At 39.3% G+C, this 18,328-nt stretch carries 13 protein-coding genes; 4 read left to right on the top strand and 9 right to left on the bottom strand.

The window, feature by feature from the left end; translation table 11 throughout:
• Nucleotides 1-92 precede the first annotated feature (92 nt).
• The 4 genes from ppnN to yfbR all read right to left on the bottom strand — a co-directional run bounded on the left by ppnN (nucleotide 93) and on the right by yfbR (nucleotide 5,320).
• A complete protein-coding gene (gene ppnN / locus AC4E96_RS06100) occupies nucleotides 93-1,445 on the bottom strand; it encodes a nucleotide 5'-monophosphate nucleosidase PpnN (RefSeq protein WP_488033092.1) in 1,353 nt (450 codons plus the stop codon).
• Between the two features lie 12 nt (nucleotides 1,446-1,457).
• Nucleotides 1,458-2,993, bottom strand: a complete 1,536-nt coding sequence (locus tag AC4E96_RS06105; RefSeq protein WP_490255205.1) for a GGDEF domain-containing protein — start codon at nucleotides 2,991-2,993, stop codon at nucleotides 1,458-1,460.
• A 321-nt stretch (nucleotides 2,994-3,314) separates the two neighbouring features.
• Nucleotides 3,315-4,652: an anti-phage deoxyguanosine triphosphatase gene (locus tag AC4E96_RS06110; RefSeq protein WP_490255206.1), complete on the bottom strand. Its 1,338-nt coding sequence runs from the start codon at nucleotides 4,650-4,652 to the stop codon at nucleotides 3,315-3,317.
• A gap of 68 nt (nucleotides 4,653-4,720) precedes the next feature.
• Nucleotides 4,721-5,320, bottom strand: coding sequence for a 5'-deoxynucleotidase (gene yfbR, locus AC4E96_RS06115; RefSeq protein ID WP_488033095.1), 600 nt, complete (start codon nucleotides 5,318-5,320; stop codon nucleotides 4,721-4,723).
• 163 nt (nucleotides 5,321-5,483) lie between these two features.
• Between yfbR and AC4E96_RS06120 the strand changes: the two genes are divergently transcribed.
• The 3 genes from AC4E96_RS06120 to AC4E96_RS06130 all read left to right on the top strand — a co-directional run bounded on the left by AC4E96_RS06120 (nucleotide 5,484) and on the right by AC4E96_RS06130 (nucleotide 7,654).
• Entirely contained in the window at nucleotides 5,484-5,981 is a 498-nt protein-coding gene (locus tag AC4E96_RS06120) for a hypothetical protein (protein ID WP_490255207.1), read from the top strand.
• 112 nt (nucleotides 5,982-6,093) lie between these two features.
• Nucleotides 6,094-6,912 (top strand): glucosaminidase domain-containing protein, encoded by an 819-nt coding sequence (locus AC4E96_RS06125; protein WP_488033097.1) that lies wholly within the window; start codon nucleotides 6,094-6,096, stop codon nucleotides 6,910-6,912.
• Nucleotides 6,913-6,946: 34 nt separating this feature from the next.
• Nucleotides 6,947-7,654 carry a DUF2987 domain-containing protein gene (locus AC4E96_RS06130; protein WP_490255208.1) on the top strand — a complete coding sequence of 236 codons (708 nt, stop codon included), beginning with the start codon at nucleotides 6,947-6,949 and terminating at the stop codon, nucleotides 7,652-7,654.
• A gap of 50 nt (nucleotides 7,655-7,704) precedes the next feature.
• On the opposite strand, the gene yfaE is transcribed toward AC4E96_RS06130, so the two are convergent.
• The 4 genes from yfaE to ubiG all read right to left on the bottom strand — a co-directional run bounded on the left by yfaE (nucleotide 7,705) and on the right by ubiG (nucleotide 12,892).
• Complete coding sequence (gene yfaE / locus AC4E96_RS06135) at nucleotides 7,705-7,977, bottom strand: class I ribonucleotide reductase maintenance protein YfaE (RefSeq protein ID WP_488033099.1); 273 nt, start codon at nucleotides 7,975-7,977, stop codon at nucleotides 7,705-7,707.
• 36 nt (nucleotides 7,978-8,013) lie between these two features.
• Entirely contained in the window at nucleotides 8,014-9,144 is a 1,131-nt protein-coding gene (nrdB, locus tag AC4E96_RS06140) for a class Ia ribonucleoside-diphosphate reductase subunit beta (RefSeq protein WP_490255209.1), read from the bottom strand.
• Between the two features lie 385 nt (nucleotides 9,145-9,529).
• On the bottom strand, nucleotides 9,530-11,845 hold the full coding sequence (gene nrdA, locus AC4E96_RS06145; protein ID WP_490255210.1) for a class 1a ribonucleoside-diphosphate reductase subunit alpha: 2,316 nt from the start codon (nucleotides 11,843-11,845) through the stop codon (nucleotides 9,530-9,532).
• 315 nt (nucleotides 11,846-12,160) lie between these two features.
• Entirely contained in the window at nucleotides 12,161-12,892 is a 732-nt protein-coding gene (gene ubiG / locus AC4E96_RS06150) for a bifunctional 2-polyprenyl-6-hydroxyphenol methylase/3-demethylubiquinol 3-O-methyltransferase UbiG (protein WP_490255211.1), read from the bottom strand.
• Between the two features lie 260 nt (nucleotides 12,893-13,152).
• Here ubiG and gyrA point away from each other — a divergent pair, with 260 nt between their 5' ends.
• On the top strand, nucleotides 13,153-15,816 hold the full coding sequence (gyrA, locus tag AC4E96_RS06155; RefSeq protein ID WP_490255212.1) for a DNA gyrase subunit A: 2,664 nt from the start codon (nucleotides 13,153-13,155) through the stop codon (nucleotides 15,814-15,816).
• 100 nt (nucleotides 15,817-15,916) lie between these two features.
• On the opposite strand, the gene AC4E96_RS06160 is transcribed toward gyrA, so the two are convergent.
• Nucleotides 15,917-18,142 carry a carbohydrate binding family 9 domain-containing protein gene (locus tag AC4E96_RS06160; RefSeq protein WP_490255213.1) on the bottom strand — a complete coding sequence of 742 codons (2,226 nt, stop codon included), beginning with the start codon at nucleotides 18,140-18,142 and terminating at the stop codon, nucleotides 15,917-15,919.
• Nucleotides 18,143-18,328 lie beyond the last annotated feature (186 nt).

An 18,328-nucleotide genomic window follows, 5' to 3' on the forward strand; every position in this document is an offset into this window, starting at 1 on the left:
GATCCTTCAGAGTAAAAAAAAGCCTCTGACATTATAATGACAAAGGCTTAGTATTAAAGTACCAATATGTAAAAAATATTGTCTAAACTTAATTAAATAATCTCATAACAAGGTTCATACGCAGCACCTGGTAATTTCATCCTTCCTTGCGCTATGAAAGCCATAAGTAAGGAGTCCATGCGTTGCATCAACTCAGGATCACCAGACAACTTGAATTTACCATGTTGTTGGACCGCTTTTATGCCTTCATCTTTTATGTTGCCGGCAACAATACCTGAAAAAGCACGGCGAAGGTTTGCCGCTAAGCTCTGCGCTGGCTGGTCTAAGTGTAAATCCAAATTCGCCATATTCTCATGACTAGGAATAAAGCTTTGTTGGAAATCTTGTGGAATTTTTAGTGTCCAGTTGTACTGGTATGCATCACCGATCTCACGTCGATAATCGCGAACTGGAGTCATACTTTGTTTCACTAATTTTGCCACTGCGGGCGCGTCATTTGGAATAATCGTTAACAAATCACGGGCTTCTTGCCCTAACGTTTTCTCTACAAATTCTGCAATTTTTTCAAAGTAAGCGATTGAAGAGTCTGGCCCGGTTAACACGATAGGTAATACTTGTGCCGAGTTAGTAGGATCCAACATGATTCCTAGAATATAAAGTAGCTCTTCAGCCGTACCGGCACCACCTGGGAAAATAACGATAGAGTGGGCGACACGTACAAAAGCCTCTAATCTTTTTTCGATGTCGGGCAGAATAACGAGTTCATTTACAATCGGGTTAGGTGCTTCTGCGGCTATGATACTTGGCTCCGTTAAACCGAGATAGCGACCGTTTTTGATTCGCTGTTTACTGTGTGCAAGTGTGGCACCTTTCATTGGCCCTTTCATCGCACCCGGTCCGCAACCTGTACATATATTTAATCCACGCAGACCAAGCTCATAACCGACTTCTTTGGTGTAGTCATATTCTTCTTCATTAATCGAGTGGCCGCCCCAGCAAACAACAAGGTTAGGGTGGTCAATTGGTTTAATAACATTTGAATTTCTGAGCATATCAAAAACGTTATTTGTGATTTGATCTGCTGTAGTCATGCCAGGCACGTCTAAGTTTTTGAACTTTTCAGCGTTAAATAAAATATCTCGAATGACCGTTTGTAAATGTTCTTGAATACCTGTGATGATTTTACCATCTACAAAGGCCGACTCTGGAGGATTGATAAGTTCTATTTTTATACCACGCTCTCGAGCAATTAAATGAATATCAAAGTCTTTGTATTTTTCATACACGTCTGAGCTAACATCTGTTGTGCTGCCTACGTTTAACACTGCGAGTGCGCAGTTTCTAAATAATTGATAAAGATTACTATTTGAAGATTTTTCTAATAATTTTACTTCGATTTGTGAAAGGACGTTCATGCCGTCTAGTGGGTTTAACTCTACTCTCATAGAGACTCCTTATTATTTAAAACACACCCTGTTTCTTCCTGTATTTTTTGCTTCATAAAGTGCTTTGTCTGCACGATCAAAGGCAGTATGGATATTATCGCTCTCTAAAAGCTGGGTGTAACCTATTGATATTGTGATATTTAAGGGGGTATCTTTTACCTTAAATGGTATTTTTTCAACTGCTATTCTTACTTTTTCTAATGGAGCAGCTACTTCATTAGGACCGCTATTTAATAAAATTGCAACAAATTCTTCACCGCCGTATCGAGCTAAAAAGTCGGTAGCCCGTAAATGTTTCTTTAATGTTGAAGCAACAATCTTAAGTGTTTTATCTCCGACGCTGTGGCCGTATGTGTCGTTGATATTTTTAAAATGGTCGATATCCATTACCGCTATACACATAGGTTGCGGTTGTCTTTGCCACCTTTTATGTTCCTCTTGAATACGGGTGTCATAAGCACTTCGGTTTGGTAGACCAGTTAAAGTGTCGATACCATTGCGAACTTTTTCTTCAATCCACTTTTTCCGATAATATTCAGTTCTTTGTTCTAGTCCGCCTAGTTTAGATTCCATTTTTTGAAGTGCTTCTTGCAGTTTATCACTTCGTTCTTGCTCGATGATGTCTCTCTCTTTTATGGATGTATTTATTACACCAAGTTTTTTATCTATGACGATTTGTAATTCATCAAGAGAGGTTGCAGATGTTGTACTCTGTGACAATTCGGCTATCTGTTGGTCAATTTGTTTATTTAGTTTACGAAGCTGCTCATCATAGCCTTTAGAGCTCTTCAATGAGCTAATCAGAGTCTTGTGAACATCAGCCAGTGCTTTATTGATATTAAGTATAAGCTTTTGAGTCTGACTATATTCCTCTGTAAAACGACCCACCACCTCTTCAAAAAATTTGAGGCAAATATCGACTTTGTGATCATTGTTGTTAGCTAATTTTATACGTTCGGAAAAGCTGTCTAAACTGGGTTTGATAACGTCGTTTTTAGAGAGTTTTATAAGTCCCGAAACCAACTTGTCGATGACTTCTTGATTAAAATTATCATGCTCAGGTGCTAAGTTTGCTGATTGGATAGTTTCCGCTTGGTTATTCGCTCCTTTTAGAGCGGTAACTATATCGAAAAAAGTTAAAAAGTTTGGTTGCAATTCGGCAAGTTGGTTTGAATCAGTCGCTTTGAGCTTGTTCATCACCATACGCAGCTGGCGACGAATTGTGTCGTCCATGCCTTTGCTGGCTTGTAAAGATTCACCGGCCGCCAATAGATGTGTTTTTAGCTCTCGAAGACCCGCCGTAAAGCGCTTTTCAAACTCTGATAAAGTACTGGTCAATTCGTTTAGTGAATTGGATAGTTGATCTAAATCTCCATCACTTTTAATTTTCTTTCGAACGGTGGCTAACTTTTTGTCAAATTCTTTGTTATTTCCTTTTAAAATCAACCCAAGTCTATCAATTACTTTGCAAGCACCTTTGACTATCTCACTTTGTTGAGATAAATCGCGTCTAAGCTGTGTGATTTCTGCTTTTTGTTTTGAATCCATAAAGTTCTTATGACCAGAGACTATTTGAAAAGGGTATTTGTAGGTAACTATAATAACAAAGCATAAAAAAAGCCATTCAACATGGCTTTCTTAAATCATTAAAAACTTAATTTTACTGAGTTTATTTTTAATTAATCCGTAAAACTAAAAATTATTTAGTCAAATAATATGGCAACCAGTTCGGCTCGCTTGAATATTCATCATTCATCTTGTTTCTCCATTTTGCTCGTTGGCAAGTTAACTTACTTAAGTTTACGTCAAGTTAGAGAATAATGAAAGTGTGTATGTAATATTACAATCAGAATTACATAATTGGGGAGGTTATAAATCTGATGTGCCAAATAGCTGGTTATAGCTTCGTAATGCCTGGTTATCGGACATGTTTGCCAAATAGTCACACACAAATCGTTTAATAGCTGTTTCATCTGAATCAGGCTTCAAGTGCTGTGAAATATGCTTGGGCGTCAGTCTTATTGGCTCTGAATAAACGGCGTCAAACAAGTTTGCTAAGATTTGTTGACCTTTGAATTCGGCTTGTTGTATTTCAAAACTTTGAATAACTCTATTAAAAACAAACCCTTTTAGTAACTTTAAAATCGGCGCTGACGTTGCAGTGAGTCGAATATTAAACGCGAATAATGGTTCAGCAAATTGTTCATTAACCTGAAAGGTTTCAGTATTGGTTATCAAATGATTTACCAGTGCACCAATTGCATTTTTACGCTCGAACAGTTCGTCACTAAACAGCATATTAGATAGCTGTTCAGAATGCTTTCTAGCCCAAGGATTATCTAATGCTTTAAAAGCTGGTAGTACGTCGTGAAACCACATATCTTTGGTGACGATGTTTAGTGCGATAGCGTCTTCTAAATCATGAACTGCATAAGCGATATCATCGGCCATTTCCATAATTGATGCATCAAGTGTTTTATAAACCGAACTGGTCTGTTGATACGGTGTTGTTAAAACCTTTGAGCCGGTATCTTGAGTCTCAATATCTTGTGTTGTGAATAGTTCGATATCAGAAGTTGAGAAGCCATCTAAAGCCCAGTTGATTATCGGTTTGTCGATGCCAAATAGGCCTTTTACTGGTTTCCATTTAGATTGTTCGATAAAGGGCGTCGATTGGGTATCTTCAAAGTTAAGGTTGCTTCTTATAAACTGGGGATACTTAATTAACCCTAACGTCGTACGCCGAGTTAAGTCCATGCCAAAATCTTTTGTGTAAGGCTCTAGTTTAGCAATAATACGTAAAGCATGGCCATTAGCTTCAAACCCTCCGGCTTTCCACATTTTGTAGTTTAAGGCGACTTCGCCGCCATGGCCGAATGGTGGGTGGCCAATATCGTGCCCCAGACATAATGATTCTATTAAAGCGTCTGATGGAAGTATTTGGTTTAATTTTGGACTTTGTAGTACCTCTGGATGTTGTTTTAGGTGGGCCAGTATACCAGTTCCAATTTGAGCGACTTCTAGCGAGTGGGTTAATCGAGTGCGATAAAAGTCGTCGTGACCAACACCTAAAATTTGGGTTTTGGCTTGTAATCGTCGAAAAGCAGATGAATGTAGTATTCTTGCTCGGTCTCTCTGATATGGATCTCGATGATCGTTCGGACGGACATTGTTTGTACCAGAGCGACGTTGCTGATATATATTCATTACTTACACCCACCTATATAGTTTGATTGCATAGCAATAAAATTAACTATGGTTAATCCCGAAGCATCTTATTTATCCAAAGGCGCTGATATTTCATCCAAACTTAAAGAAAAGCTCGGCAGGAAGACCTCTATGAAGTAATTTAATTCGTCGGAACGATAGCTTTGCATTGTGTTTTCTATATTCTTTCTGGCTTTCTCGAACTCATGATTACCCGCAGATATTTCTTCTAATGTCTTAATGTAACCACAAATAACATCAGCTGATTTAACAATTCTGGCGACTTCACTATCGATGTGGTGGTGGTCAATTAACTCTGCAAACTCTTCTCTGAACTCTTCTGGTAGCATATTTATAAGCTGTTGCTCTGCAATGTTTTCGACTTTTTTATAGGCATTTGCTATTTCATCATTGTGATATTTGATAGGGCTAGGCAAATCGCCTGTCAAAACTTCACTTGAGTCATGGTAAAGCGCAACAACGGCAACGTGTTCTGGGTTGATATTTCCACCAAACTTTTTGTTTTTAATAATTGCTAACATATGGGCAACAGTTGCTACTTGATGACTGTGTTCCTGAACATTTTCAGGCGTAATTGTGCGCATTAACGGCCATCGAAAGATAAGTTTTAAACGTGACAGATTGGCAAAAAAGTGACTGTTTTCCATGTAGTTTTACTTCTTAGTTTAAGCTCTATAAAAAAATCATAACAAACAAAAGCTTTTGTCTGAAACATAATTAACAATTTGTTGCACATTGAACCAGAAAACCATTTTCACAAAATAGGCTATCTACTATATTTAGTTATTATGCATACAAAAAAGGTTATTTATGCCGTTTCCAGTCATCGCGATCGCAGGCGCAATTGCTACCGTTGCCGCGACCTCTGAGATTTTGTCTCATAACCAATTACGCCTTCAATCAAAACGTACAGTTAAACCCGTGTATGGTTCTATTGTTTGCTGTGAAGTTTATGAAGAATTTGAACACACCGGAGTATGGCTCGATGAAGATATTATCATTGAATTTAGTAACAATGGCTTGATTAAATCAATGACGCCTGAAAGGTTCGTAAAAGGGCGCTCAGGCAATGAGATTTATGTTGCTTGTAATGATAAAGGGAGTGTCATTGCCAACAAAACTTGGGGTGATGCGGCACTCAAAAGTATATTTACTTATCAAAATTACCATTTGTTGATGAATAATTGCCATTCATTTGTTGCAAGTTGTATTGATCAGCAAGTACAAGTTCGTTCTTTTTCTGAATTACATGATTTTTTATCTGACCTGAATTCTACTGGCGTAGTGTGGGATAAGGTTAAGGTATAACAAGTTAAATGGCTGTGATAATATACGCTACTATTTTTTGTACAGCATAGACACAATTACTAATATTGAACTATAAATTGTACGAATCTTCTAATTTCTGTAGTGAGAATATATGAATAGTTTAAGTAGTAAAATACCACTGACCCTCGTTATCTGTATTACGCTAATCGCAGCAATTTATCCGTTTACTCAAGAGACCTCTCCGCAACATTCAAAAAGCGCAAGTACAGCTAATAACGAAGTAAAAGAGCCTGCAAAACGAATCAAATATGAGAACGAGTTTTTACCAGACTTTGCCAGCATTCGAGACGTAAAAGAAAAGAAAGCTAAATTTTTTGGTTACTTAAAGCCTTTAGTTGAAGCGGTAAATCAGGAGATTAAATCTGATAGGCAATTTGTTGCGTCATTAACTAGTTACCCAGAAGAGCAAGATGCACGAATTGCACTGAGTAATATTATAAAGCGTTACGATATCGACATTGAAGAAACGGATATAGAGTCCGAGTTTGAACAGTTAAAGTCTCGTTTACTGCGTCGAGTAGACACATTACCGGTCGCGCTAGTGTTAATGCAGGCTGCAAATGAAAGTGCGTGGGGAACATCTCGATTTGCACTGCAAGCAAACAATTTGTTTGGACAATGGTGCTTTTCTCCAGGATGTGGAGTCGTACCGAAAGGGCGTCCAGACGGAGAAACCTATGAAGTACGTAAGTTTAATCATCCTATCGACTCAATTAGAAGCTATTTTAATAACTTAAATACAGGCCACGCGTATGTTTCATTACGAGACATTCGTGAGCAACATCGTGAAAATGGTGAGCCATTAGATGCTACTGAAATGGCAGAAGGATTATCAAAATATTCAATTCGTCGCGAAGAGTATGTAGTTGAAATACAAAATATGATACGTGTAAACAAAAAGTATTTATAATACGACAAATCAGTTTTATTCGGGTTACATTGCATTGAATATATTAAAAAGAAGTAAAAAGGGCGCTTGGTTAGCGCCTTTTTGTTTATCGTCAGTTTTAAGCATATCGCTTTTTTCAAATCATAGTTTTGCCAACTCTAACGGTGGCGATGTGGGAACTAGCGACTCTACAATGATATTGAATTATGATGGTTTTTTTGATCGAATTGAAAAGTTTGATTCACCTGAATTTGTTGGTGTAAAGCTCGGTTTCTATTTAAGAAAGTTAAACGACGGCGGTGTGTGCCCAATTGAATCAGTTCGACTTAAAACAAAACTCAAAGACAAGCCTGTATACTTTTTAGAAAGTGGTGAAATCATTTTGCCTTATGATAAACAATTAGATTTAGATAAAGCACATGTCGTCATAGAAAAGAGGACATTTGAAGAATGCGGTCTTGATATGAGGCTGGAATCTACCAAGTTATTTGAAAAAGAAGTGCCTGCAGAATCGGTTAAAGAGTTAGTTCGTTCATTCGATAAAGCTTTGAAAGAACAAGCAGGAATGATGTCGTTTTTAACGCCTGATGTCGTTGGCGTTACATTTTTGATTGATAAAGATCAGGAGTTGTCGATTGTTAATAGTGAAGTGGGGGATTGTAAAAATAATCGATGTACGATCACCACAAAAGACTTAACTAATACCGATGTCATACTATTTAGCCAGTTACCAAAAAAGGCGATACCTTTTATAGCCAGGTAGTAAGTTGATTTATAAAAACAGTTATTGTATTGGTAATAAAAAAATAGAGCTTATATAAGCTCTATTTTTATATCAGAAGTTGGTTTGCTGCAACAGGTGAGGATTTCGCCTTTTCGAACATAAGCTAAAGGTTCATTCAAGTACTCAACTGCGCCTTCTTTTAATTTACAACGGCACGCTCCGCAAAATCCTTCACGACAATGATATAACACCTCTACACCGTTTTTTTGTAACGAGTTCAATAAACAGGTGTCCTGTTCATCAAACTCGATAGCCGAAGTAGTGTCAGAATCACTTCCTTTTGAAACTAGGATTTTGCTCATTTAATTTGTGGCGCTAAATTAGACTGCAACTTTTAGTTACAGTTCAAAACCATCAAATTCCGAAGCATTAACTTCTGAGTCAATCTGGCCTACAAGATAAGAACTGATCTCTGCTTCTTGCGGTGCGACCTGAACATTGTCCGACTCTAAATATTTGTTCATCCATGGGAGTGGGTTACTCTTGATGTCAAACTTAGCTGGCATTCCGATCGCAGTCATACGGTGGTTTGCAATGTACTCTACATATTGGCAAAGAATCTCTTCGTTAAGACCGATCATTGAACCGTCCTTAAATAGGTATGCCGCCCATTCTTTTTCTTGTTCAACCGCTTGCATGAAAATATCTTGTGCTTCTTGGAAACATTCCATCGCGATTTCTTGCATTTCTGGATCGTCTTCACCGTCAGCCCACAAGTTGATCATGTGCTGAGTAGAGGTTAAATGAAGGTTTTCATCACGCGCAATCAAACGGATGATTTTTGAGTTACCTTCCATGATTTCACGCTCTGCAAACGCAAACGTACAGGCGAAACTAACGTAGAAACGAATCGCTTCTAAGGCATTGATTGAATTGACCGCTAAATAAAGCTTTTTCTTAAGTCCGCGCATACTGACGGTATATGTTTCGCCATCAATAGTATGTTCGCCAAGACCTAAGGTTTGGAATAGTTGTGTATGGAAAATCAAATCATCGTAGTACTTAGAGATATCCGTTGCACGGCGCAGGATTTCTTCGTTTCTGACGATGTCGTCAAACACTTCACTTGGATCCGTAAACAAGTTACGAAGGATATGTGTATATGAACGAGAGTGAATGGTTTCACTGAACGACCATGTCTCAATCCAAGTTTCTAACTCTGGTAATGACGTAATAGGCAGCAAAGCAACATTTGGGCTTCGGCCTTGGACTGAATCAAGCAGAGTTTGATATTTTAAGTTAGAGATAAAAATATGTTTTTCGCTATCCGTCATGTTTTGGAAGTCAGCACGGTCACGGCTAACGTCAACTTCTTCTGGACGCCAGAAAAACGATAACTGCTTTTCAATTAACTTTTCAAAAATAGAGTGACGTTGTTGGTCATAACGAGCAACGTTTACGCTCTCGCCAAAAAACATTGGCTGTTCTAACGGATTGACATCATTTTGATTAAAAGTGGTATAGCGCATTATTTTAAACTCTACTTATAATATTAAACTTGGCCGTGAAACTACAATTATCTGCAGTGCCCACGCGACGAAATAAATTTAATAACTTTTAAATTAAAGGGTTAAGTACGTCCATTACTTTTTGTGTGAACGGTCTTTAATTTCAAGCCGTGATTGTAACATAAGTTTGTGATTGATTTACTAGAATCTATACGAGAATAGTCCCGTTATTGTTCACAATAATACCTATGTTTTTGAACTAGTACCACTGCCATTTAAGATAAATGTTTCCAGTAAAATTATAGGTATTTTTTATAATAAAATTATGAAGTTAAACAAATCTTGTAGTGCAATAAAAAAGGTGCCAAGGCACCTTATTTATTATCGTTTGACTAGCCCAAACGAGCTATATCTTACAAGCGCCGCCTTCACAACCGTCGTCTTCTTCAATGACAACTGTTGTCGGTGCTTCTACTGGTTTTACTTTGCCGTCTTTAGACACAGTACCAGCCTGGTCACGAGTGTTATGATAGTAAAGCGTTTTAACACCGTACTTATAAGCGGTTAATAGGTCTTTAAGCAGTTGTTGCATTGGCACTTTGTGATCTTTGTAATTACTCGGATCATAGTTAGTGTTTGCAGAAATCGTTTGGTCGATGAACTTCTGCATAATGCCGCAAAGCTGTAAATAACCGGTATTATTCTCAAGGCTCCACAATAACTCGTATTGATTGCGTAAAGTCGTAATTTCTGGAACGACTTGCTTAAGTACACCGTCTTTACTTGCTTTAACCGAGATCAAACCACGCGGTGGCTCGATACCATTGGTTGCATTAGAGATCTGTGAAGATGTCTCTGACGGCATTAGCGCTGATAAAGTAGAGTTACGTAGTCCGTGCTCCACGATGTCTTTACGCAGTGAATCCCAATCTAAATGAAGAGGCTCATCACAATATTCGTCAACCGCTTTTTTATAAGTATCGATTGGCAACAAACCCTGTGAATAGGTAGTCTCGTTAAATTTAGGACACGCACCTTTTTCTTTAGCTAAGTTGTTTGAAGCTTTGAGTAAGTAGAACTGCATTGCTTCAAACGTTCTGTGAATTAGGTTGTTGCCTGAACCGTCTGAGTACTTAGCGCCATTCTTGGCCAGGTAATAAGCCATGTTAATGACACCGATACCTAATGTACGACGGCCCATAGTTGCATTGTAAGCTGCTTTAACGGGGTAATCTTGATAATCAAGAAGGCTGTCTAGTGCACGTACTGCTAGTTCAGACAGTTCTTCCATTTCATCTAGTGACTTAATTGCGCCTAAGTTAAATGCACTTAGGGTACACAATGCAATTTCACCTTCTTCATCATGGAAGTGTTGTAGAGGCTTAGTCGGTAAAGCAATCTCTAAACAAAGGTTGCTTTGACGCACTGGCGCTAGTTTCGGATTGAACGGACTATGGGTATTACAATGGTCTACGTTTTGTAAATAAATGCGACCTGTGCTTGCGCGTTCATTCAAGAATAAGCCGAATAGTTCGATTGCTTTGATACGCTTTTTGCGAATACTGTCGTCGTTTTCGTACTTAACGTATAATTCTTCGAACTTGTCTTGGTCTTCAAAGTACGCATCATACAAACCTGGAACATCCGACGGGCTAAATAACGTTATGTAATCGTCTTTAATTAAACGCGCATACATAGTGCGGTTGAACTGAACGCCATAATCTAAGTGACGAACACGGTTCTCTTCAACACCACGGTTGTTCTTTAGTACAAGTAGTGATTCTACTTCTAAATGCCAAAGCGGATAGAATAGGGTAGCCGCACCACCACGAACACCACCTTGTGAACAGCTTTTTACCGCCGTTTGGAAATGCTTGTAGAAAGGAATACAACCGGTGTGGAAAGCTTCACCATTTCTGATAGAGCTACCCAGAGCACGTATACGACCGGCATTAATACCAATACCAGCTCGCTGACTAACGTATTTCACGATAGCAGAAGATGTCGCATTAATTGAATCTAAGTTGTCATCAGTTTCAATCAAAACACAAGAGCTAAACTGACGAGTTGGAGTACGAACACCGGACATAATTGGTGTAGGTAGTGAAATCTTAAACTGTGATGCAGCATTATAGAAACGACGAATATAGTCCAGACGTGTTTCTTTTGGATATTTAGCAAAAAGGCAAGCCGCTACAAGGACATATAGGAATTGCGCACTTTCATAGATATCACCGGTAACTCGGTTTTGAACCAGGTATTTACCTTCTAACTGTTTGACTGCTGCATAACTAAAGTCTAAATCACGATTGTGCTCGATGAACGAGTCAATTTGGTCAAACTCAGCTTCTGTGTAATCAGCAAGTAAATGTTCGTCGTAGCGGCGTTCTGCAACCATTTTAGTGACGTGGTCGTATAAACGTGGCGGTTCAAACTGGCCATACGCTTTTTTACGAAGATGAAAAACAGCTAAGCGCGCAGATAAGTATTGATAATCTGGCGTTGTCTCAGAAATAAGATCAGCGGCTGCTTTTATGATCGTCTCATGGATATCTTCAGTTTTAATTCCATCGTAAAACTGGATATGAGAACGAATTTCGACTTCAGAAACGGATACGTTGTCTAGGCCTTTAGCGGCCCAAGTAATGACGCGGTGGATTTTTTCTAAATCAAGAGGTTCTTTTGAACCATCGCGTTTGCTCACAGAAAGGCTATTGTTCATTTTGCCCGGTTGTCCTTTATTTTTATATTATGCGCACGGCTTTGTTTATCTAAACATCAGCTGTTTTTACCCGTTGGATAAAAACACATCATATAGTGTTTTGAAAATTGCTAGACCACAAGATAGAGTGTGAGGGAACTAAATGCAAGCCCCAAATTAGGCGCAAAAATGAGCGCTGTTTTTTTGGGTAAGTAGCCCCTTACGCTACAATGTTTATTCCAAAAACAAAATTTAAAAATCTATAGTTTTTAGCTTTTTTCTCTAAAAAAATATTTCGAAAAAATTCATTAATTCATTCGATTTTGTTAATACGATCTAAAGTTTTTCAGCGTACAAAATGTAGTTAACGTCAACCCCAGGCTTGATCGCAAATTGTTCAGTTAAAGGGTTGTAATGTACACCTGTTGTTTCTTTAACTTTTGCCCCAGCTTCTTCTATCCATCGAATTAAATCAGCGGGCTTTATAAACTTCTCATAATCGTGAGTTCCATTGGGTACTAACTTCAACATTTTTTCTGCTGCCACTATTGCCAGCAAATAGCACTTCAAGGTTTTGTTTAATGTTGAAAAGAAGATGGTACCACCTGGCTTACACGCTGATACCGCTGCCTGAACAACAGAACGGGGATCAGGAACGTGTTCTAACATTTCTAAACAAGTGACAACATCGTATTGTTCCTGGTTGTTAAAGCTGTGCTCTTCGGCAGACTCTTTCTTATATTGTACGTTTGTAATTTGGCTTTCTAATGCATGAAGCTTTGCAACTGCGAGTGAGTCATCAGCTAGGTCGATACCCGTTACATCGGCACCGAGTTTTGCAAGTTGTTCAGCAAGGATGCCGCCGCCACAGCCGATGTCTAATAACTTACGTCCCGCGACAGAATTTGTTTTTTCTTGAATGTAAGCAACTCTTACGGGATTTAATAAATGTAGTGGCTTAAACTCACCACTATGGTCCCACCATGAGGCTGCGATAGAGTTAAATTTGTCGATTTCTTGGTTGTCGACATTGGTGTTTGAATTGCTTTGATCAGAATTGGACGTCATTCTTTTTGACTACTCAAATATAGGTTCTAAATTATCGTCAAATACGATGCCATATTCTCGTTGGTTTATAAAGATCGAAAAAGATCTTTGTCGCTAATTAGCTATTAATTCACCTGTTGTTCTATATAGAGATTGAAATTTAATCGTCATCAAGTCAAAGTTACAATTTAAACTAGCCAGCTTTGAGCATTGTGTTACAATCGCGAGCTGATTTATAACAATAAAACTTCATTAAAGTAGTTGCAGGGAACAGTGCGTTTATGACAGATCTCGCCAACAATATTAGCCCGATTAATATTGAAGAAGAATTAAAAACCAGTTACCTAGATTATGCGATGAGCGTAATTGTAGGTCGTGCGTTACCAGATGTCCGCGATGGATTGAAACCGGTACATCGACGTGTGTTGTTCGCGATGAACGAACTAAAAAATGACTGGAACAAACCTTACAAAAAATCTGCGCGCGTCGTAGGTGATGTAATCGGTAAGTACCACCCACATGGTGACAGTGCAGTTTATGACACTATCGTTCGTATGGCTCAGCCATTCTCACTTCGCTATACATTAGTAGACGGTCAGGGTAACTTCGGTTCTATCGATGGTGACTCTGCGGCTGCAATGCGTTACACCGAAGTACGTATGGAAAAGTTAGCTCACGAACTATTAGCGGACCTAGAAAAAGAAACCGTTGATTTTGTACCTAACTACGACGGCACTGAGCAAATCCCAGCAGTTTTACCTACAAAAGTTCCTAACCTGTTGGTAAACGGTTCTTCGGGTATCGCAGTAGGTATGGCGACCAATATTCCACCTCACAATCTACGTGAAGTTATTGCTGCAACGCTAGCCTTGTCTCACAACGAAGACATTACGTTGCCAGAATTGATGGAACACCTACCAGGCCCTGATTTCCCTACTGGCGCTATTATCAATGGCCGTAAAGGTATTGAGGAAGCGTACCGTACAGGTCGCGGTAAAGTTTATATCCGTGCACGTACCGAAATCGAGACGGACGAGAAAACAGGTAAGGACACTATTGTCGTTACCGAAATTCCATACCAAGTAAACAAAGCGCGTCTAATCGAAAAAATCGCTGAATTGGTTAAAGACAAGAAGTTAGAAGGTATTTCTGCTTTGCGCGACGAGTCAGATAAAGATGGTATGCGTATCGTTATCGAACTTAAGCGTGGAGAGCCGACAGAGGTTATCATCAACCACTTATATTCATTGACGCAAATGCAAACTGTATTTGGTATGAATATGGTTGCACTTGATCACGGTCAGCCTAAGATTCTTAACTTAAAAGAAATGCTAGAAGCATTCCTTTCTCACCGTCGTGAAGTCGTCACTCGCAGAACCGTATTTGACTTGAGAAAAGCTCGCGATCGCGCCCACATTCTTGAAGCACTAGCCATTGCGCTTGCTAACATCGATGAAATCATTGAGTTGATCAAAACTTCACCGACCCCTGCAGAAGCGAAAGTTCGTTTAACTGCACGTGGTTGGAAACTTGGCGATGTTGCGGCAATGTTAGAGCGCGCGGGTGATGATGCCGCACGTCCAGAATGGCTTGAGCCTGAATATGGTATCCGCGATGGCGAATATCATATGACTGAGCAACAAGCGCAAGCGATTCTAGAGCTACGTTTACATAAGTTGACTGGCTTAGAACACGAAAAGATCTTAGGTGAATACGCCGATCTTCTCGAACTTATAGCTGAGTTATTAGAAATTCTTGGTTCACCTGCAAGACTGATGGAAGTCATTCGTGAAGAGCTTGAGTTAGTTCGAGAAACCTACGGCGACGATCGTTGTACAGAAATTCGCGATGCATCTCACGATATCAACCTAGAAGACTTAATCAACGAAGAAGATGTGGTAGTAACGCTGTCTCACGAAGGTTATACCAAGTACCAACCGTTAACTGATTACCAAGCACAACGTCGTGGTGGTCGTGGTAAGTCTGCTACGAAGATGAAAGACGAAGACTTCATCGAGAAGCTACTTATCGCTAATACACACGATACTATATTGTGTTTCTCCGACTACGGTCGTATGTATTGGTTAAAGGTTTACCAATTGCCATTGGCAAGCCGTCAGTCACGTGGCCGTCCAATTGTTAACTTGTTGCCACTTGATGCTGAAGAAAAGATCACAACTATTCTTCCAGTTAAAGAATTTGAAGAAGATAAGTTTGTCTTTATGGCAACAGCGAACGGTACCGTTAAGAAAACAGCGTTAACGGAATACTCTCGTCCACGTTCAAGCGGTATTATCGCAGTGAACCTAAACGAAGGTGATAAGTTAATCGGTGCTGCTATCACTAACGGCGAAGACGAAATCATGTTGTTCTCGCAAAACGGTAAAGTGGTTCGTTTCCATGAAAACCAAGTTCGTTCAATGGGCCGAACTGCTACTGGTGTTCGTGGTATCAAGCTTACTGAAGACAGTAAAGTTGTATCCTTGATTGTGCCAAATCACGAAGACAACATTTTGACTGTTACTGAAAATGGTTTTGGTAAACGTACACCACAACATGAGTACCCAGCTAAGAGTCGTGCAACACAAGGTGTTGTATCTATCAAAGTAAGTGAACGTAACGGTTTGGTAGTCGGTGCAACACAAGTTGCTGACAACCACGAAATTATGATCATCAGCGACCAGGGCACATTAGTACGTACTCGCGTCCAAGAAGTGTCAGTTGTAGGTCGTAATACTCAAGGTGTTCGTTTGATAAGGACGATTCAAGGTGAGTCAGTTGTTGGCCTTGCTAAGATTGAAGAAATTGAAGACGAAGAGAGTCCAGTGTTTGATGAAGACGGTAACGAAATCATCGTTGATGATGCTCAAACAGAAACGTCAGAAGTTTCCAACGACAGTCCTAGCGAAGAAGCGGGCGATGAGTCTAATTCACAAGAAGACTAATTATCTTTAAAAAGATATCAGCTTACTGATATTAAAAGAGATATACAAAAAGACGGCCAATGTGCCGTCTTTTTTTGTGCCTGTTATGATTTCTTACAAACTACATTCTAAAAGCATAACTCAGTTTCATGAAAACTTTACGATGGTCTTTTTCTATTTCATCGACTAAGTCGTCCTTTTTACCACGGTCGGTATAGCCAAGATAGAAGAGAGACTGAGGGTTGAGTTTGTAAGCGTACAACAACTCTGTTCGCATTCCTTCAAACTTCTCAGTTACGTCTTTATCGACATATAAGTCTTGGTTTCTATCAATTTGCGTATATTGAACGTTAAAACGGATGAACGACTTAAGGTTAAATTGGTAGTTAAGGCGCAAATCATATTGGTTAGCGGTAAATAGGTTACCGCCTTCAACATCTAACTTTCGATGGTTATAATTCAATTCACCATTGAGATGCTTTGTAATTTTAAAAGCGCCACCAATTTCGGCTATTTTTCCATCACCTAAACGGTTATTTGCATAATCAATTTGGTCACCACCTCTCAAAAATGTCCACACTCTTAAGTTGTCTATTGGGTCAAATCTAAAGAACGTCATTGGATTAACAACATCGTAAAATTGCCCTTCCCAGAAAGAGGTACGAGATACTACGCCTCCTTCCAAAAACAATTGACGGGGACCATCAGCGTTTACATACATCTCAATTTCACGTTCTAACACATTACCGTCTTCATCGTGAGTAATATCCCAATCACCATTTACCCCATACCTTGACCAACTGCTGCCGTCCTCTTGTAACCAGCTGTAATAACCACCAACAATCGACTTTCTAACGCCGGTTTGACCTACAAAACCTAAGTCAGCACGGAAGTCTTCACCAAAATTCATATGATTTGCACTAAAACCATAGTTATGGGCATTGTGGCTATAACGAAGAGAATAGGCGCTGTCGCTTTGTTTTCTTGCGACGTCAAAGTCTTCTTGAATTGAATCTGGGTTAGTTGTATCAGAGTACGAAACTTGATAGCTGATCGTATCAGACTTAGTCAGGCTGTTTCTGCCATCAATAGAAGTAACGGTGTTTTTGTAATCACTACCTTGCCTATTGGTGATGATAGCTCCGACATTACTTCTGGAGCCTATATCCATGCGATAGCGACCCACAAGGACTTCTGATTTTTCATCAAGTTCTGCCACACTGGAGCCTTGATTACCAGGCATCAAAAATGCGGTGGACTCATCATTTGCCGCAAGTAGCCCATATGTGTGAGCGTCTTGTTTACCCGTTAATTTCAAACCGTACTCTGGGGCGTTGATATTACGAGTATGCAAAAGGTTCATACGTTGGGTACTGAAGTAGTCACGACCATCCAGGAAAAATGGGCGTTTTTCATTAACAAACAAAGAGAAGGTGTTATTAATGTCAAGTTGTGCAGCATCTGCTTCAACTTGAGAAAAATCCGGGTTGATGGTTGCGTTTAGATATACGTTATCGTTTATACCCCAACGAACATTAACACCAGCATCTGCTTTATCGTCACTTTCATCCCACTCTCCAGGTATTACTGATTTACCCTCAGAATAGGAATAGGTCAGAGTAGGGGTGATTTGTAGGTTGTTACCTTGTTCTTTTTTGGAAAGGCCCGTTAATTTATCAAACTGACAAAGGCTACAATCTAGGTTTCGGTCGATAACGGTGTTTGCCAAAACCATTCGCTTATCTCTGGGATATATTCTTAATACTTGAATTCCCCAATCCATTGATTCTTTATCAGCTGGAAAACGCATAACGTTAAAAGGAATTTCTATTTCTACAGAATAACCTGTGTTTGAAATGTGACCGGCGCTATTCCAGATCGCATCCCAATTATGATCCTCATTACCCCCTTGAGTGTCATCTTTGATTAAGTCACCTTGGACACCAAACGGATTAACAAAAAACTCATAGGCACGGCGGTTATCATTAAACGTATCAATAACGATACCGACAAAGTCGTCTTGGAAGATGGTATCTCTGTCACGGTAATAGGCTCTAATTTTACTCGGGTCAGGATCGTCTGCAATAAAGCCCACCATTAACGAAGACTCTGTTTCGTATATATAAGCCGTTGTTTTTACCGGAGCGGGAGTACTCAAACCTGGGTTAATATTGTATGGAAGCTCGACCTTAGTCGCGTGTTTCCATTCCGGCTCGTCTAACTTGCCATCAAGCTCGAATGTTGCGTTCGTTTTTACGATTGGATAATACTCCGCTGCAGTAACACCTGCACTCATGACTAACATCACTAACGGGGCAATAAAAGGACTACCTGTTTTATTTATCATAATTCCATTCTTTTATAGATGTTTATAAGTGGTTATAAGTTTTTAGTATTAATTACTTGAACACACACTTAGTCGTTGTGGCGTTGAAAAAGGTTTGAATTTAGGGTGTAACAATTTATGTCTGTTCAAAAACGATGTCTATTTAGTGTGATCAACATTGGTTTTTAGTCGTAAAACAAGGATTGT

It is taken from the genome of Psychrosphaera sp. (assembly GCF_982872775.1).

Excerpts from the sequence above, each read along its gene's own strand:
- ppnN (WP_488033092.1), bottom strand. The coding sequence starts at position 1,445 with ATGAGAGTAGAGTTAAACCCACTAGACGGCATGAACGTCCTTTCACAA.
- AC4E96_RS06105 (WP_490255205.1), bottom strand. The coding sequence starts at position 2,993 with ATGGATTCAAAACAAAAAGCAGAAATCACACAGCTTAGACGCGATTTA.
- AC4E96_RS06110 (WP_490255206.1), bottom strand. The coding sequence starts at position 4,652 with ATGAATATATATCAGCAACGTCGCTCTGGTACAAACAATGTCCGTCCG.
- yfbR (WP_488033095.1), bottom strand. The coding sequence starts at position 5,320 with ATGGAAAACAGTCACTTTTTTGCCAATCTGTCACGTTTAAAACTTATC.
- AC4E96_RS06120 (WP_490255207.1), top strand. The coding sequence starts at position 5,484 with ATGCCGTTTCCAGTCATCGCGATCGCAGGCGCAATTGCTACCGTTGCC.
- AC4E96_RS06125 (WP_488033097.1), top strand. The coding sequence starts at position 6,094 with ATGAATAGTTTAAGTAGTAAAATACCACTGACCCTCGTTATCTGTATT.
- yfaE (WP_488033099.1), bottom strand. The coding sequence starts at position 7,977 with ATGAGCAAAATCCTAGTTTCAAAAGGAAGTGATTCTGACACTACTTCG.
- nrdB (WP_490255209.1), bottom strand. The coding sequence starts at position 9,144 with ATGCGCTATACCACTTTTAATCAAAATGATGTCAATCCGTTAGAACAG.
- nrdA (WP_490255210.1), bottom strand. The coding sequence starts at position 11,845 with ATGAACAATAGCCTTTCTGTGAGCAAACGCGATGGTTCAAAAGAACCT.
- ubiG (WP_490255211.1), bottom strand. The coding sequence starts at position 12,892 with ATGACGTCCAATTCTGATCAAAGCAATTCAAACACCAATGTCGACAAC.
- gyrA (WP_490255212.1), top strand. The coding sequence starts at position 13,153 with ATGACAGATCTCGCCAACAATATTAGCCCGATTAATATTGAAGAAGAA.
- AC4E96_RS06160 (WP_490255213.1), bottom strand. The coding sequence starts at position 18,142 with ATGATAAATAAAACAGGTAGTCCTTTTATTGCCCCGTTAGTGATGTTA.